Origin of the sequence: Vreelandella venusta (genome assembly GCF_044809155.1) — a bacterium.
GTDB classification, from domain to species: domain Bacteria; phylum Pseudomonadota; class Gammaproteobacteria; order Pseudomonadales; family Halomonadaceae; genus Vreelandella; species Vreelandella venusta_B.
Map to the genome: position 1 here is coordinate 56,100 of NZ_CP085241.1, position 15,528 is coordinate 71,627.

At 56.8% G+C, this 15,528-nt stretch carries 11 protein-coding genes; 5 read left to right on the top strand and 6 right to left on the bottom strand.

Features of this window, described 5'->3' with window-relative positions; genetic code table 11:
• Positions 1 to 33: 33 nt before the first annotated feature.
• Complete coding sequence (gene tkt, locus LG301_RS00270; protein WP_404472430.1) at positions 34 to 2,025, bottom strand: transketolase; 1,992 nt, start codon at positions 2,023 to 2,025, stop codon at positions 34 to 36.
• A gap of 242 nt (positions 2,026 to 2,267) precedes the next feature.
• Here tkt and metK point away from each other — a divergent pair, with 242 nt between their 5' ends.
• Together metK and ligB are read left to right on the top strand one after the other, a co-directional pair.
• Positions 2,268 to 3,488 (top strand): methionine adenosyltransferase, encoded by a 1,221-nt coding sequence (gene metK, locus LG301_RS00275; protein ID WP_404472432.1) that lies wholly within the window; start codon positions 2,268 to 2,270, stop codon positions 3,486 to 3,488.
• A gap of 176 nt (positions 3,489 to 3,664) precedes the next feature.
• Positions 3,665 to 5,386 carry an NAD-dependent DNA ligase LigB gene (ligB, locus tag LG301_RS00280; RefSeq protein ID WP_404472433.1) on the top strand — a complete coding sequence of 574 codons (1,722 nt, stop codon included), beginning with the start codon at positions 3,665 to 3,667 and terminating at the stop codon, positions 5,384 to 5,386.
• On the opposite strand, the gene LG301_RS00285 is transcribed toward ligB, so the two are convergent.
• Positions 5,383 to 6,318, bottom strand: a complete 936-nt coding sequence (locus tag LG301_RS00285; protein WP_404472435.1) for an AEC family transporter — start codon at positions 6,316 to 6,318, stop codon at positions 5,383 to 5,385. The two genes, ligB and LG301_RS00285, sit on opposite strands and share 4 nt — an antisense overlap.
• 140 nt (positions 6,319 to 6,458) lie before the next feature.
• On the opposite strand from LG301_RS00285, the gene metF reads away from it, so the two are divergent.
• Positions 6,459 to 7,298, top strand: coding sequence for a methylenetetrahydrofolate reductase [NAD(P)H] (metF, locus tag LG301_RS00290; RefSeq protein ID WP_404475125.1), 840 nt, complete (start codon positions 6,459 to 6,461; stop codon positions 7,296 to 7,298).
• 141 nt (positions 7,299 to 7,439) lie between these two features.
• Here metF and LG301_RS00295 read toward each other — a convergent pair whose 3' ends face one another.
• The 4 genes from LG301_RS00295 to prlC form a co-directional block, all read right to left on the bottom strand.
• On the bottom strand, positions 7,440 to 9,644 hold the full coding sequence (locus LG301_RS00295; RefSeq protein WP_404472437.1) for a TRAP transporter permease: 2,205 nt from the start codon (positions 9,642 to 9,644) through the stop codon (positions 7,440 to 7,442).
• A gap of 95 nt (positions 9,645 to 9,739) precedes the next feature.
• Complete coding sequence (locus tag LG301_RS00300) at positions 9,740 to 10,720, bottom strand: TAXI family TRAP transporter solute-binding subunit (RefSeq protein ID WP_404472439.1); 981 nt, start codon at positions 10,718 to 10,720, stop codon at positions 9,740 to 9,742.
• Between the two features lie 335 nt (positions 10,721 to 11,055).
• Positions 11,056 to 11,304, bottom strand: coding sequence for a YheV family putative zinc ribbon protein (locus LG301_RS00305; protein ID WP_404472440.1), 249 nt, complete (start codon positions 11,302 to 11,304; stop codon positions 11,056 to 11,058).
• Positions 11,305 to 11,371: 67 nt separating this feature from the next.
• On the bottom strand, positions 11,372 to 13,417 hold the full coding sequence (gene prlC, locus LG301_RS00310) for an oligopeptidase A (protein WP_404472442.1): 2,046 nt from the start codon (positions 13,415 to 13,417) through the stop codon (positions 11,372 to 11,374).
• Positions 13,418 to 13,585: 168 nt separating this feature from the next.
• Between prlC and LG301_RS00315 the strand changes: the two genes are divergently transcribed.
• Positions 13,586 to 14,926, top strand: coding sequence for a sodium-dependent transporter (locus LG301_RS00315; protein ID WP_404472443.1), 1,341 nt, complete (start codon positions 13,586 to 13,588; stop codon positions 14,924 to 14,926).
• Positions 14,927 to 14,965: 39 nt separating this feature from the next.
• Entirely contained in the window at positions 14,966 to 15,511 is a 546-nt protein-coding gene (locus LG301_RS00320; RefSeq protein WP_404472444.1) for a gamma carbonic anhydrase family protein, read from the top strand.
• The last annotated feature ends 17 nt before the right edge of the window (positions 15,512 to 15,528 follow it).

Sequence of the window (15,528 nt, forward strand, 5' to 3'; positions counted from 1 at the left end):
TGCATAACCCGCGCTAGAACAGCCTGCTTAGCGTTAGCCGAGCAGTTCATTAGCCTGTTTGACGATATTATCAACCGTAAAGCCAAAGTGCTTGAACAGCTCGCCCGCCGGGGCGGATTCGCCGTAGGTGGTCATGCCAATCACACGACCATCGAGGCCCACGTATTTGTACCAATAGTCGGCGTGGCCCGCTTCGATGGCAATACGCTTAGTCACCGCTTTAGGTAGCACGCTTTCACGGTAATCAGCATCTTGGCCGTTATAACGGTAGGTAGAAGGCATGGAAACAACGCGTACGGCTTTGCCTTGCTTTTCCAACTCAGCGGCAGCGTCCATCGCTAGAGAAACTTCTGAACCCGTGGCAATCAGAATTAATTCTGGTGTGCCTTTGCTATCTTTTAGAACGTAACCGCCGCGCTGAATAGACGCCAGCTGCGTCTTAGTACGCGGCTGGTGGGGCAGGTTTTGACGTGAAAGCACCAGCGCAGTGGGGCCGGAGTGGCGTTTAACGGCGGCATCCCAAGAGGCGGCGGTTTCCACGGCGTCACAGGGGCGCCAAGTGTTCAAGTTAGGCGTAGTGCGCAGGCTGGTCAGCTGCTCGATCGGCTGGTGGGTCGGGCCATCTTCACCCAGGCCAATTGAGTCGTGGGTAAATACGTAAATAGCCTGCTTTTCCATCAGCGCTGCCATACGCACCGCGTTACGCATGTACTCCATGAAGATCAGGAAGGTGGCGCCGTACGGCACAAAGCCGCCGTGCAGCGCAATGCCGTTCATTACGGCACCCATACCGAACTCGCGTACCCCGTAGTGCAGGTAGTTGCCGCTGGCATCTTCGGGAGTGATCGCTTTTGCACCCTTCCAAAACGTCAGATTAGACGGCGCTAAGTCGGCGCTGCCGCCGAGTAGTTCGGGCATTTGCGGGCCAATCACGTTCAGCGCTTCAAATGAGGCTTTGCGTGACGCGATGCTTTCGCCTTTCTCTTGGGCCTGCTCAATCAGCGCCTCTGTGGTTAAGTCGGCGGGCAGTTGAGCTTTCATGCGGCGCTTAAATTCACGCGCCTCGGCGGGGTAAGCCTCAGCATAGCGGGCAAAGCGTACTTCCCACTCCTGCTGGCGGGTTTTACCTGCGTTACGCGCATCCCAGGCGGAGTAAATCGGCTCGGGGATGTGGAACGGCGCGTGCTCCCAGCCAAGCTCTTTACGCGCCAGGGCCACTTCTTCGTCACCTAGCGGTGCGCCATGGGCTTCTTCTTTACCCTGCTTGTTCGGGGCGCCAAAACCAATAATAGTTTTGCAGATAATCAGGCTTGGCTTGTCGTCGTGGCTTTTGGCCAGTTCAATCGCGGCTTTGATCTCTTCCGGGTTGTGACCATCGACGTTCGGTACCACGTGCCAGCCGTAAGCTTCAAAGCGCTTGGCGGTATCGTCGGTGAACCAGCCTTCCACTTCGCCATCAATAGAGATGCCGTTGTCGTCATACAGAGCAACCAGTTTACCTAGCTGCTGAGTGCCGGCTAATGACGCCGCTTCATGGGAGATACCTTCCATCAAGCAGCCATCGCCTAAGAAACACCAAGTGGTGTGGTCAACAATGGTGTGGCCCGGGCGGTTGAACTGTGCGGCTAAGGTTTTCTCAGCAATCGCAAAGCCTACGGCGTTGGCAAACCCTTGGCCCAGTGGGCCAGTCGTGGTTTCGATGCCCGGCGCGTAGCCGTACTCTGGATGACCTGCGGTGGGCGAGTGCAGCTGGCGGAAATTTTGCAGCTGTTCCAGGCTTAATTCATAGCCGCTAAGGTGCAGCAGTGAGTAGAGCAGCATGGAGCCGTGACCATTAGACAGCACGAACCGGTCACGATCGGCCCACTTGGGGTCTTCGGGGTTGTGCTTGAGGTAGTCATTCCACAGCACCTCGGCGATATCAGCCATACCCATGGGGGCGCCAGGGTGGCCAGACTTGGCCTTCTGTACGGCATCCATGGAAAGGGCGCGAATGGCATTGGCCAGCTCAAAACGGGACGGCATGGGGGTGCTCCTCGCCTGAAAACAGAAATAATAAAGCCTCTATTGTCGCTGACTTCCCTCGCGGCGGCAAATTCTGCGGGCCGCTTCTGTGAAGAACCCCCAACAGCGTGTAGACTCTGCCTCCCGAAGTGGCCGTGAAAGTTCTTGAGCCGCTTCTATATACGGGCAGGGAACCTCCTGCCATGATTTCCTGCTGATGCTGCGGTCACGATGCAGCCGTCATACAGAGGGTCGAGTGCGCGATGAGCGAATATTCCCTGTTTACCTCTGAGTCCGTCTCAGAAGGCCATCCCGATAAGATTGCCGACCAAATTTCCGACGCGGTGCTAGATGCTATTATCGCGCGTGATAAACAGGCCCGCGTTGCCTGTGAAACGATGGTAAAAACCGGCGTGGCGATTATTGCCGGTGAGATCACTACGTCTGCGTGGGTCGATTTGGAAGCACTGGTACGGGATGTGATTACCGATATCGGTTACACCTCATCCGACGTGGGCTTTGATGGCGCCACCTGCGGGGTAATTAACCTGATCGGCAAGCAGAGCGTTGATATTGCCCAGGGCGTTGACCGCTCTAAGCCTGAAGACCAGGGTGCCGGTGACCAAGGGCTTATGTTTGGTTACGCCACCAACGAAACCGATTCGTTTATGCCAGCGCCAATTCACTACTCGCACCGCTTAGTTGAGCGTCAGGCTGAATTGCGTAAAAATGGCCTGCTGCCGTGGCTGCGGCCAGATGCCAAGAGCCAGGTCACTTTCCGCTATAACGCCGAAGGCCAGCCCTGTGGCGTGGATGCGATTGTCCTATCGACCCAGCACGATCCGGAAATCGATCAAGAAGACCTGCGCAAAATGATTAAGCGTGAAGTCATTGAGCAGGTGATTCCCGCTGAGTGGCTGGATGCCAACACCCAGTACCACATCAACCCGACCGGCAAGTTCGTGATTGGCGGCCCGGTGGGCGACTGTGGCTTGACTGGCCGTAAAATCATCGTCGATACCTATGGCGGCATGGCTCGTCACGGTGGCGGCGCGTTCTCGGGTAAAGATCCGTCGAAAGTAGACCGCAGCGCCGCGTACGCCGGCCGCTATGTAGCGAAAAATGTCGTCGCTGCAGGCTTGGCTGATAAGTGCGAGATTCAAGTCTCCTACGCCATTGGTGTTGCAGAGCCTACCTCGGTGTCTATCGACACTTTCGGTACCGGCAAAATCGACGACGCGAAAATCGTTGATCTGGTGCGCGAGCACTTCGATCTGCGCCCCTACGCGATCACCAAGATGCTGGATCTACTGCACCCGATGTACCGCCTGACAGCGGCTTACGGCCACTTTGGCCGCGAGCCGTTCGAGCACAGCTATCGCTGGGTGGACGACAAAGGCGAAACGCACACCGAGACGTTTACAGCCTTCCCGTGGGAAAAAACTGACAAAGCAGACGCGCTGCGTCAGGCCGCTGGCCTATAAGCTTCCTGCTAGCGCAATGAGCGCCACGGGTTAGCGAAAAGCGCCCCCAGGTTTACGCCTGGGGGCGCTTTTTTATGGGTCGAACACGGCAGTCGCGCATTGCATATCCGCCAGTTTCATATAAGTTAAATTTAATGTGTGCTGAGAAATCTCCCGTTTACCGCGAGAGGATGCGTATGCCGGGTTGGCGAATGAATGGAATAGCAGGCTTGGCGGCAGCCTGGTTCATGAGTGTCACCTTTTCCGCACAGGCCGACACCTGCCCCGACTGGCCTGCCGAGCGGCTGGCGCTGGAAACCCAGGCGCTAGCTGAACATATCGAAGTGTGGGACCGCGCTTACCATGATGACGGCGAATCGCTGATTGCCGATGAGCTGTACGACCAAGCGCTGGCGCGGCTGGAAAACTGGCAAGCCTGCCTGGATACCCCGACGCCCCATCGGCCACTGACCCGCGTCACGAGCAGCAGCGGTACCCGCACGCATCCGGCTGCTCAAACGGGGCTCACTAAAGCCGATGAGGACGGTATTCGACGCTTTACCAGCCGCCGCGAAGACTTGTGGATTCAACCCAAGGTGGATGGCGTGGCGGTGACGCTGCGTTACCAGAGTGGGGAGCTTGTCGAGGCGGTTAGCCGGGGAGATGGCGAGCGGGGGCAGGATTGGACGGCGCGGGTTCAGCAACTGCCCGGTGTGCCTGCATCGCTCCCTGAGTCCGTCTCTGCGGTGCTGCAGGGTGAGCTTTACTGGCGGCTGGAGAATCACGTGCAGGCACGCCAGCCCGACTCGGGAGCCCGAGGTGCCGTGGCCGGTGCCATGGCGCAGCGAGCGCCTAGCCAAGCGACGCTGGATCGCATCGGGCTATTCGTATGGGATTGGCCGGATGGCCCGACGCAGATGACCGAACGGCTGGCGCAACTGACGGCGCTGGGGTTCGATACGGCCGATTACACCCATTCGATCAGCGGCCAGGAGGCGGCCGCCGAGTGGCGCGAGCGGTGGTTTAACGGCCCGCTGCCGTTTGCCACCGACGGCGTGGTATTAAAACAGGCTGAGCGCCCTGGCGTGCGCCGCTGGTCGTCATCGCCCCCTGAGTGGGCGGTGGCATGGAAGTATCCGTCTCAGCAGGCGCTTGCTCAGGTGCGCGGGGTCGAGTTTCGGGTGGGGCGCACCGGGCGCGTAACGCCGCTGCTATGGCTCTACCCGGTGACTCTGGAAGGGCGGCGTATCAGCCGCGTGTCGCTTGGCTCATTGGAGCGCTGGCAGGAGTGGGACGTGCGCCCAGGCGACCAAGTGGCGGTGACACTGGCGGGCTTGACGATTCCTCGGGTAGACAGCGTGGTGTGGCAAACCCGTGAAAGGGCCGCCCTTAGTGCCCCGACGCCCGAGCGCTACCATCTGTTGAGCTGCTTTACGCTAACGCCAGAGCGAGCGTCAGAACTCACATCAGAGCTAGCGCCAGAATGCAGTGCCCAGCTGCTGGCCCGCTTAACCTATCTCAGCGAGCAGCTGGGCATGCGAGGGATTGGCGAAGGCACGTGGCAGGCGCTGATGGAGGCCGGTGTGGTCACGGAACTATTGGGTTGGTTGGCACTAACGCCAGAGCAGCTACAGCAAGCCCACGGTATTGGCGCGACCACCGCCGCAGCGTTGATGGCACAGTTCGACACGGCGCGCCAAGCGCCCTATGCGACATGGCTGACGGCGCTGGGAATGCCCCCCGGTGGCGACGCTGGGCTGGGTGATTGGTACACCCTCGCGAGTTACTCTCGATCCGACTGGCAAGCCGTGCCCGGCGTTGGCACGGTGCGAAGCGAGGCGCTCGTTGCCTTCTTCAACCACCCAGACGTTCAGCGCATGGCCCGCCAACTGCAGCAGGCGGGCGTCGATGGCTTTTAACTCAGCCCAGTTAAGCGCAGCATCAGGCCCAAATAGAGCGGAATCAACAGCGGTGCCAGCAGCGTGGTGGTGAGCACCGCTAAAGCGCCTTTCTGTGGCTGAATGCCTAGTTCCATCGCCACGACCACCACGTTGGAGGCCATGGGCACCACGCCCAGCAGCAGCAGCGCCATCGCAAGCTCCGGCGCCAGCGGCGTGAACGATTGGAGCACCAGCACCGCCCCCAGCATCACCAGCGGCCACAGCAGATAGCGCAGGCCCACGCAGGTCGCCACAAAGCGCGTATCCCACGCGGCGAGGGTGACCTGGCTTAACGTCATGCCAATAATCATCATGCCCAGCAGGGTATAGGTCGCGGGAAAGACCGCTAATGAACTCATCAGTGACTCAGGCAGCGTGACGTTGAGCGCGCTGAGCAGCAGCGCCAAGAAAAAGGCATAGACCAGCGGCAGACGAACAAGTTTGGCCAAGCTCTGGCGTACCGAGAAGTGGCCCCGGGCGCTCAAATAAAATCCCACAGTGAACTCATACAGGTTGATGCCCAGCATACAGAAAAGGTAAAGCGTCACGCCTTCAGGCGATAGCAAAATCAGCGCCACCGGCAGCCCAAAGTAGCCGGTGTTGCCAGTGCCAGAGGAGAATGCCAGCAGCGCGCCTTCCTGTGGGCCGAAGCGGTGTTGGGTCGCCCAGCGCACGGCCAGTGCCATGGTGCTGACCAACAGAAACATCGCCAAGGTAAGGACGAGGTACTCGGCGGTGGGGCCGCCATTCATCAGCGCGCGGAAAATCGTCAGCGGAGCGATCAGGTACACCAGCAGCGTGGCGATGGGGCGCGGGTCTATTTTCAACCGCTGAGCGGCAATAAAGCCCAGCCCCACATACCCTAACAGCATGAGCAGTGGGCCCATTAAAGTGCTGGGTGCTAAGTCCATATATCCTCCTTGATAGACGCGATAGTGCCAACATGAGCCGAATTGAAGGTCGACCGTGGAATCTTTCATTAGCCGCTGCGCGGCGAAGCAGCGAGAATACCCTAAATAATGATCACGTTACCGCACTGCGAGGACAAACCATGAGCAGCCAAGAGCATCCGTTAGGTATTAGCTTTGAATTCTTTCCGCCCAACACCGATGCAGGCCGGGAGAAGCTAATTCACGTGCGTGATGAGCTGGCCGCTCGTAACCCGCGTTTTTTCTCGGTCACCTACGGCGCGGGTGGCTCCACCCAGGCGCGCACTCGGGATATCGTGCGCACCGTTAGCCAAAGTGGCATCACCACGGCGCCGCACCTCTCCTGCATCGGCAGTGAAAAAGCCCAGCTGCGCGATTTACTGGCGCAGTACCGGGAAGAGGGCGTCGATAGCCTTGTGGCTCTGCGCGGTGATATGCCCTCTGGGATGGCCAGTATTGGCGAGCTGCGGTATGCCAATGAACTGGTGGAGTTTATTCGCGCAGAAACCGGTGATCACTTTGAAATTGCTGTGGCGGCGTACCCGGAATCTCATCCACAGGCCCCTAATCTCGACAAGGATGTGGAAAACTTCGCCCGTAAGATGAACGCGGGTGCCAATATGGCGATTACCCAGTACTTCTTTACCGCTGATGCCTACTTCCACTTTGTTGATAAAGCGCGGGCGCTGGGCGTCGAACAGCCGATTATTCCCGGCATCATGCCCATCACCAATTACACCAAGCTGGCGCGCTTCTCCGATGCCTGCGGCGCCGAGATTCCGCGCTGGATTCGCAAGCAGTTAGAAGCTTACGGCGATGACAGCGAGGCCATTGCCGCGTTTGGTACCGATGTCGTGACTCGCCTGTGCGAGCGCCTGTTGGAAGGCGGCGCGCCAGGACTGCATTTCTACACGCTGAATCAAGCGGCACCAGTGCTGAAAGTGGTCGACAACCTAAGCTAACGCTATCGCCTATCGGTCTCATACCGGCCTGCACTACTTGATGCAGGCCGGTTTTTTATGGTGGTTCTAAAGGTACGAAAAAAAGCCGGAACCTCTCGGTTCCAGCGTTGGTTTTTACGGGGGGGGCTGCACCGCGGTAGATTAAGAGGCGTTTGCTGCTGTTTTGCCTTTGCCGCCATGCTGCTTGCGCTGCAAGATAAACAGTGTCGTACCAATTGCCAGGCCCGCCACGTCGGTATAGATACCGCCGTAAATCAGGAAGAGCGCGCCTACTAGCATGACCAGGCGCTGTACCAGGTTCACGGGGCCGAAGAACCACTTTTGTACCACACCTGAGAGCAGTACGATCCCCAGCGTTGCGGTCAGGCCTACGCGCAGTATCTGCATTGCGGAGCCTTCCATCAGCATGGCCGGGCTGTAGAAGAACATAAACGGCACGATAAACGCGGCCAGGCCAATCTTGAACGAAGCGACCGATGTACCCATGGGATTATCCCCAGAAATACCGGCGGCTGCGTAAGACGCAAGCGCCACGGGCGGGGTAATTGCTGAAACCACGGCGAAGTAAAACACGAAGAAGTGGGCGACGAGTGGTTCGATACCAATGTTGATCAAGCCCGGTGCAACGACCGAAGCCGCCACGGCGTACGCCGCAGTGGTAGGCATACCCATTCCCAGCAAGATGCTGATCAGCATGGCAAACACTAGCGCCAGTAGCTGGCTAACGCCTGCAAGGCCAAGCAGCAACGATGAGAAGCGCGCGCCAACGCCGGTGAGCGAGATAACGCCCACAATCAGGCCCGCGCAGGCACACACGGCGATGATCTGGATGGACATCGTACCTGCTAGCTGAAGGGCCCTTAAAATGGCGCGAATGCCCATTTTATTGGGTGAAATCCAGCTAACGACCGCTGCTGATGCGGTGGCCAGCGTACCGGCACGAATCACTGAGTAGCCCATAAAGAGAGCGGCAATCAGAATAATAATCGGCGCAAACAGGTAGACCTGTTTCACCAGCTTCGAAAATAGCGGAATCTCATCCTTACGCATTCCCCGCATGCCTTTACGCGCGGCTTCAAAATCCACCATGAAGTAGATAGAGGCGAAGTACAGAATGGCAGGAATCAAGGCAGCAACGGCAATTTCGGTATAAGGAATGCCGGTGACCTCTGCCATGATGAAGGCACCTGCCCCCATGATGGGCGGCATAATCTGTCCACCGGTAGAAGCGGCTGCTTCAATGGCACCGGCGCTACGTGCCGGATAACCAACTTTCTTCATCAGAGGAATAGTGAGTGAGCCTGTCGATACCACGTTGCCTGCGGAGGTACCGTTGATCATTCCCATTAAGCCAGAAGCAAAGATAGACACCTTAGCCGGGCCACCACGAGCACGGCCAGCGGCTGCAAAGGCGAAGTTGACGAAGTAATCGCCTACTTTAGAGGCCTGTAGAAATGCCGCAAAAATAATGAACAGAATGATGTAGGTTGACGATACGGCGGTAGTGGGGCCAAGAATCCCCGCATCGGTATACACCTGACTGAAAAAGCGCTGCACAGACAAACCTGGGTAGCCTAGAAAACCCGGTAGGTGCTGACCTGTAAACACGTAGGTCAAAAAAACCGCGGAAATGACCACCAGTGCCAAACCGGCCACGCGGCGAGTAAGCTCTAGAATCAATAGTGACCCCGCAATTGCCGCCCAGGCAATGCCCGGAGGCGCGAACGAGGTGCCGGTCGACATGCGCATATTGGTGTTAAAGGCCATTAATAAATAGCCTGCGCTGGCAATAGCGCACACCATCAGCACTAAGTCTGCCGGGTTAAAGCGGTGACGCGCTTGACGATAGAACCAGGACAGCACAATTGCTCCTGCGGTGGTGGCCATTAGCGGGTAGCCGTAGTGCAGGGTCTCAATGCTTGGGTCGATGCGCATAGCGCCGCCACTCAGCGTTTGCTGCATCAGGAACACTTGTACCAGAGAGTAAATAGCGGGGATTAGCAGCGCATAGCTCACCCACTTGAGCCAGGCAGGAGAAGCCTGTTGGTCATCTTCAGCGAAGCGGGCGCCTGCATACAACCCGTACCCTAAAATCAGCGCACCGGCAATGTGTACGATGCGAAACGACCAAGTTTCCATGGGGTACACATTGAGCGAAAACAGGTGAAAGCTCGAATAGCCAATGGCTAAAACGGCGAACAAAACGAACTGCCAACCAACAAATACACGGCGGTTGGACTCGACAACCTCCTCATCGACACCCTCGGCGATTGACTCGGGTATCGATGAAGCAGTCTGGGCATCATCCTTGAAGCCGCTGGGATCTTGGTCGGTTTTGTGACTCATCAGAGGTCACCCTCACAGCAAAAGCAGGGAAAGGGGGTAAAAATACTGCCCCGCCCGACTATCGGGAAACAGGGCAGCGGGAAGAGGCGTATGGCTTAGTTAATCATGTCATCTTCGATTTCGTAGCCATTCTCTTCGTACCAGCGTGCAGCACCCGGGTGGAAGGGCAGTACGGTGTTGTGCACGATGTTTTCCGGAATGGTGGTTTCAGCACTGCGGTGAACGGAGCGCATGCGGTCGTTGTTCTCCATAGTGGCTTTGGTGACTTCGTAGACGAAGTCTTCCGGCAGATCACAACCCGCAATGGCAAAGTTCCACATGGAAACGGCACGAGCGTCTTCTTCAAGCGTGGTGTAGGTGCTAGCGGGAATAGAGAACTCTGCGACTGGGAAGTTCTCCAGCACAGTGTTCATCTCTTCTTCGGTAAACTCGATGATGTTGACATCGGTTTGAACTTCTAGCTGGCTAACCGCAGGGATCGGAATGCCTGCAGCGAAGGCGATAACATCAAGCAAACCGTCTTGGAGCTGGCCGCCCAGGTCAGACCAGCCGCCGTTACGGCGATCAAACTCTACCCCCAGGGTTTCGAGAATAGCCGGGAAATAGGTATCAGACGTGGAGGCCGCAGGGCCAAAACCAATGCGAGCGCCGGCTGGAATGTCAGCAATGGATTCAATACCGGAGCTTGAAAGCGCAGTAATGGAGAACGGTGTTTCATACATGGGGAACAACGCACAGACGTTGTCCATCTGAAGGCCAGGCGCGAGTGGGCTTTCACCGTTAACGGCATCTGAAGCCGGGCCCATCGTGGTGAGGCCAAAAGCCATATCACCGCTATGTACCAGCGCCAAGTTCTGTGTCGGGCCGCCTGTGACTTCGCCACCACCAGAAACACCCAGCTCGTCTGAAATGAAATTGGCCCAGCCAGAGCCGTAAACGAAGTAAGTGCCGCCTTGGCTTGCGGTTCCTACGGTGAAATTGTTGGGCCAATCAGAGCGGTCTGCGTGGGCAGTGCCTGCAGCAAGTAGTGCGCTGCTAGCAAGAAGAGCAAACGTTTTCGGCATCATGTTGCGCATGGCGAGGTTTCCTAAGCTGTTATTGAATTATCGTCTGGCAGATATGCAGTGCCAGTAGCTTTATCGTTAAGCAGTCTTCAGGAAGCGAGAGTTGTGCCACATGTCATTTATTTTTTATTAATCAATAATTTACTTTTTTTGCATTAAACTTTGGTAGAAATTCAAATCGCGGAGAGTGTCTGGTTTCACGCACACATCAATTGATAGCTGTGCGGTTTTTCGCACATAAAGAGGGTGGCTAAAGGTATAGAGCCTTTTACGTCTGGCAACTCATAAGCAGCCTCTTAGGTTAAGAGGCTACTGTAGCGCGGTAGAGAGTGGCCGATTAGGTTTTCTTAGCGTTTCTTGCCAGGATCGAGAATGCGTACCGGCTGAATATCCTGGACTTTTTGCTCGTCACGCACTTGGTTAACGCGTGTGGTCAGCTCGGGTGACGACTCATCCTCAATAGGTAACTGTTCGAAGAAATCACAGTTAACGCATTCCCGATAGCGGATGTTGTTTTGTTCCCAGGCGCGGATTCGATCCATCGCGGCACAGCGTGGGCAGGTTACCCCGGCGATAAAACGTTTGACGCTTGACATAGTAAACTCCATTAGCGCGCGACGGCATCAGGGCCGTCGCGCTGGGCAATGACAGGAAAAGTACCGGCTAAGCCGCTCGGATCCCGCTATGGCGCAATAGCGGCTCAACGCTGGGCTCGCGGCCACGGAAACGGCGAAATAGCTCTGCCGCATCCTGGGCACCGCCCTGTTCTAAAATTTCTTGGCGAAAGCGTTGGCCCGTTTCAGGGTCAAAAATTCCAGCCTCTTCAAAAGCGCTCCAGGCATCGGCAGAGAGCACTTCGGCCCATTTGTAGCTGTAGTACCCGGCTGCGTATCCGCCGGCGAAAATATGACTAAAGCTATTCTGGAAGCGGTTGAAACCTACCACGGGGACAACGGACGTTTGGCTGCGTATCTCATCTAACAGCGTCTGCACATCGCTGGCGCTGGGCGCCGTCAGCTCGTGGTGCAGGCGTAAATCGAAGAGCGAAAACTCGATTTGGCGCACCATCCCCATCGCCGACTGGAAGTTTTTAGCGGCCTGCAGGCGCTCTAAGAGCTCCGCCGGTAGCGGCTCGCCAGTATCGACATGCTGGGCGAGTAGGTCTAATCCTTCACGCTCCCAACAGTAGTTCTCCATAAATTGGCTGGGTAGCTCAACGGCATCCCAGGCGACGCCGTTAATGCCAGACACATCGGCAATCTGCTGCTTGGTCAGCATATGGTGTAGGCCGTGACCAAACTCATGAAAGAGTGTCGTCACTTCATCGTGGGTGAGCAGTGCGGGTTTGCCGCCTACCGGTGCGGTAAAGTTACAGGTCAAAAACGCGACGGGTAGCTGTAGACCGTCGCTCGTTTGCCGGCGCACTCGGCAGTCGGCCATCCAGGCGCCGCCGCGCTTACCTTCGCGGGCATAGAGATCCAGGTAGAAGCCTGCAATGGGCTTGCCCTGCTCGGTAATTCGGAAGAAGCGTACATCGCTGTGATAGCTTGGTGCGGTGCTGTCTTCTTTCACTTGAACGCCAAAAAGGCGCTCAACAACGTGGAATAGCCCGTCTACCACGCGCGGTGCAGAAAAATAGGGGCGCAACTGCTCTTGGGAAATGGCATGGCGCGCTTCACGCAGTTTCTCGCTTACGTAAGCCACATCCCATGGCTCAAGGGTATCGATCTTAAGTTCATCACGGGCGTAGGCGCTCAGCTCAGCAAACTCTTCTTTCGCCTGAGGAACCGCGCGGCGAGCAAGATCGTTTAAGAAGGTAAGCACCTGCTCGGGTGAGTCCGCCATTTTGGTCGTTAGCGAGTAGTCGGCGTACGTATCAAAGCCGAGCAGTTCGGACACCTCATGGCGCAGAGCTAGAATCTCTTCCAGAATCGGCGCGTTGTCGAACGTACCAGCATCCGGGCCTTGGTCTGAAGCGCGAGTAACAAACGCTGTATACACCTCCCGGCGCAGCTCGCGGTTATCGGCATAGCTGACAATAGGAAAAAAACTCGGGAAATCAAGAGTAATGCGGTAGCCCTGCACACCTTTTGCTTCAGCGGTCGCCTTTAGCGTATCAAGCGCACTTTCCGGCACGCCGGCTAGCTCATGCAGGTTTTCAATATCTTTATGCCAAGCCTGGGTGGCATCCAGGACATTATTGGAAAACTGGTTAGACAGGGTCGAGAGGCGTGACTGAATCTCACCGTAGCGGGCTTTTTTATCAGTGGGTAGATCGACACCCGCTAGGCGGAAATCGCGCAGGGCGTTATCGACCGTGCGTTGCTGCGCGGTATCCAGCTGTGCCCATTGATGCTCTTTTAACGCCTGCCAGCTGTGAAACAGGCCTTCATGTTGGCCGACCCAAGTACTAAAGGCTGACAGCTGCTCTAAACAGGCTTGGTAGGCGTCGCGCAGTTCAGGCGTATTCATTGTGCCATTCAGGTGTGATATCGGTGACCACGCCTGGGAAAGGCGATCGTTCACCGTTTCCAGCGGTGCCGCAAAGTTTTCCCACGTGGGCGGGGTGTGCGCTGCTTGCTGGGCAAGGTGATCGATCGCTTCCCGGCTTTCGCTAAGCAGTGTTTCTATGGCGGGCACCACGTGTTCGGCGCGAATCTCGGCGAAAGGGGGGAGTTCATGGCTCTCTAGCAGCGGATTGCGGGACATAGGCACCTCAATGGCATCGTTGTAAAACGTTTAGGGGGCGCATCAAACGCGCGATAATGATGACACAGTGTGGGCAGGGGGGCGCTCTTTCAATGCCAAGGTTTGGCCTGGGTGAAAGCGCCTGCTAGTCTTGCCGACTTTTAGTGCCACTAACGGCAGGAGCATACAATGAGTGAAACGCTAGAGCGCTGGGGGTCGAATCGGGCCTTTATCTTAGCGGTAACCGGGGCAGCGGTGGGGCTAGGCAACATCTGGCGCTTCCCTTATGTGGCCGGCGAAAACGGCGGCGCGGCCTTTTTATTGATTTATGTCGCGTTTGTGCTGCTGCTGGGCATTCCGGTGATGATGGCGGAAATTTTAATCGGCCGGGCAGGTCGGCGTGGCCCCATGCAATCGCTGGGTGCGCTTGCGGCGGAGGCGGGGGCTTCTCGCCACTGGCGTTGGTTGGGGTTATTTGGTGCCTTTACGGTGTTCTGTATTTTGTCGTTTTATTCGGTGGTCTCGGGTTGGTCGATCGAATTCTTGGTGGCCTCGATAAACGGTAATTTTGAGGGAGCAAGCGCTGCTGATGTTGGGGCCGGATTCGAGGCGTTCTTAGCAAACCCAGGCCTGCTGGTTTTCAACCACTCGCTGTTTCTCTTCATGACCATGACGGTGGTCGCCGCCGGCGTTGCCAAAGGGCTTGAGCGATTAAATAACTTATTAATGCCACTGCTGTACGGCTTATTGTTGCTGCTGGCGATTTATGCAACCACCACCGATGGGTTTGGTACGGCGCTTGCGTGGCTGTTTTTGCCCTCGTTTGGTGATGTCACGACCAGCGTTATACTCCATGCCATGGGCCACGCTTTCTTTACGCTTGCGGTGGGGGCGTGTGCCTTAATGGCGTATGGCGCCTATATGCCCGATGAGCAAAGCCTGCCAAAGGCTGCCTTCGCTGTGGCGGTGCTGGATATTAGTGTGGCTTTGCTAGCGGGTATTGCCATCTTTTCGGTGGTGTTTGCCCAAGGCTTGGACCCGGCGGATGGCCCTGGGCTCATGTTTGTGACGCTCCCCATTGCGTTTTCTGAGCTGCCTTGGGGGTCGTTGTGGTTAAGCGTGTTTTTCTTACTGCTGCTACTGGCCACCTGGACATCGGCGATCAACCTTGCTGAGCCTATGGTGTCAACACTGCAGGGACTTGGCTGGCGGCGCGGTACGGCAACGGCGGCGGTAGCGCTCAGCGTATGGTTAATCGGCTTGCTATCAGCGTTCTCGTTTTCAACCCTGGCAGAATTCAGGCCGCTGTTTGGGCGTAACGTATTTGAGCTTGTAAGCAGTATTCCCCCTGATATTTTCCTCCCCATGGGAGGGCTGTTAATCGCGATTTTTGCCGCATGGGTGATGCCACAAGCGCGTGTCATTAGCGCATTGGGCGCGGGGGGGCGCGGCTATTTACTATGGCGCACGACGATTCGCTGGGTGTCGATTCCGCTGACGTTTATCGTCTTACTCGGTGGGTTGCTATAGTGCGCCTTCCAGCCCCCTTATCGTGTTAAGGAGATAATCATGAGCAGTGCCTTACGAACGTATCAAGGCGTTTCGCCGCAGCTTGGCGAGCGTGTCTATATTGACCCAGCAAGCGTCGTAATTGGCGATGTGGTGTTGGGTGATGACTGCTCTGTGTGGCCGATGACCGTTATCCGTGGTGATATGCATCGGATTCGTATTGGCGCACGAACGAGCGTGCAGGATGGCAGCGTGCTGCACATTACCCACGCCAGCGATTTCAATCCGGATGGTTTCCCGCTCACGATTGGCGACGATGTGACCATTGGCCACAAGGCAATTTTGCACGGTTGCACCCTGGGCAGCCGCATTCTGGTGGGTATGGGCGCCATTGTGATGGATGGCGCGGTGGTTGAGGACGAGGTGATTATTGCCGCTGGCGCGGTGGTAACGCCGGGTAAGCGGCTTGAGAGTGGCTATGTGTATGCCGGTAACCCTGCCAAAGCGCTGCGCCCGCTTAAAGACAAAGAGCGTGCCTTCTTCCCCTACACGGCAGGTAACTATGTAAAGTTAAAGGAGTCGTTTCTTGCCCAGGCGGCGGATTGACCAGCAGGCCTAAATAG

What these genes read in the sequence shown, in the direction of transcription:
- tkt (WP_404472430.1), bottom strand. Translation starts at nt 2,025, where the DNA reads ATGCCGTCCCGTTTTGAGCTGGCCAATGCCATTCGCGCCCTTTCCATG.
- metK (WP_404472432.1), top strand. Translation starts at nt 2,268, where the DNA reads ATGAGCGAATATTCCCTGTTTACCTCTGAGTCCGTCTCAGAAGGCCAT.
- ligB (WP_404472433.1), top strand. Translation starts at nt 3,665, where the DNA reads ATGCCGGGTTGGCGAATGAATGGAATAGCAGGCTTGGCGGCAGCCTGG.
- LG301_RS00285 (WP_404472435.1), bottom strand. Translation starts at nt 6,318, where the DNA reads ATGGACTTAGCACCCAGCACTTTAATGGGCCCACTGCTCATGCTGTTA.
- metF (WP_404475125.1), top strand. Translation starts at nt 6,459, where the DNA reads ATGAGCAGCCAAGAGCATCCGTTAGGTATTAGCTTTGAATTCTTTCCG.
- LG301_RS00295 (WP_404472437.1), bottom strand. Translation starts at nt 9,644, where the DNA reads ATGAGTCACAAAACCGACCAAGATCCCAGCGGCTTCAAGGATGATGCC.
- LG301_RS00300 (WP_404472439.1), bottom strand. Translation starts at nt 10,720, where the DNA reads ATGCGCAACATGATGCCGAAAACGTTTGCTCTTCTTGCTAGCAGCGCA.
- LG301_RS00305 (WP_404472440.1), bottom strand. Translation starts at nt 11,304, where the DNA reads ATGTCAAGCGTCAAACGTTTTATCGCCGGGGTAACCTGCCCACGCTGT.
- prlC (WP_404472442.1), bottom strand. Translation starts at nt 13,417, where the DNA reads ATGTCCCGCAATCCGCTGCTAGAGAGCCATGAACTCCCCCCTTTCGCC.
- LG301_RS00315 (WP_404472443.1), top strand. Translation starts at nt 13,586, where the DNA reads ATGAGTGAAACGCTAGAGCGCTGGGGGTCGAATCGGGCCTTTATCTTA.
- LG301_RS00320 (WP_404472444.1), top strand. Translation starts at nt 14,966, where the DNA reads ATGAGCAGTGCCTTACGAACGTATCAAGGCGTTTCGCCGCAGCTTGGC.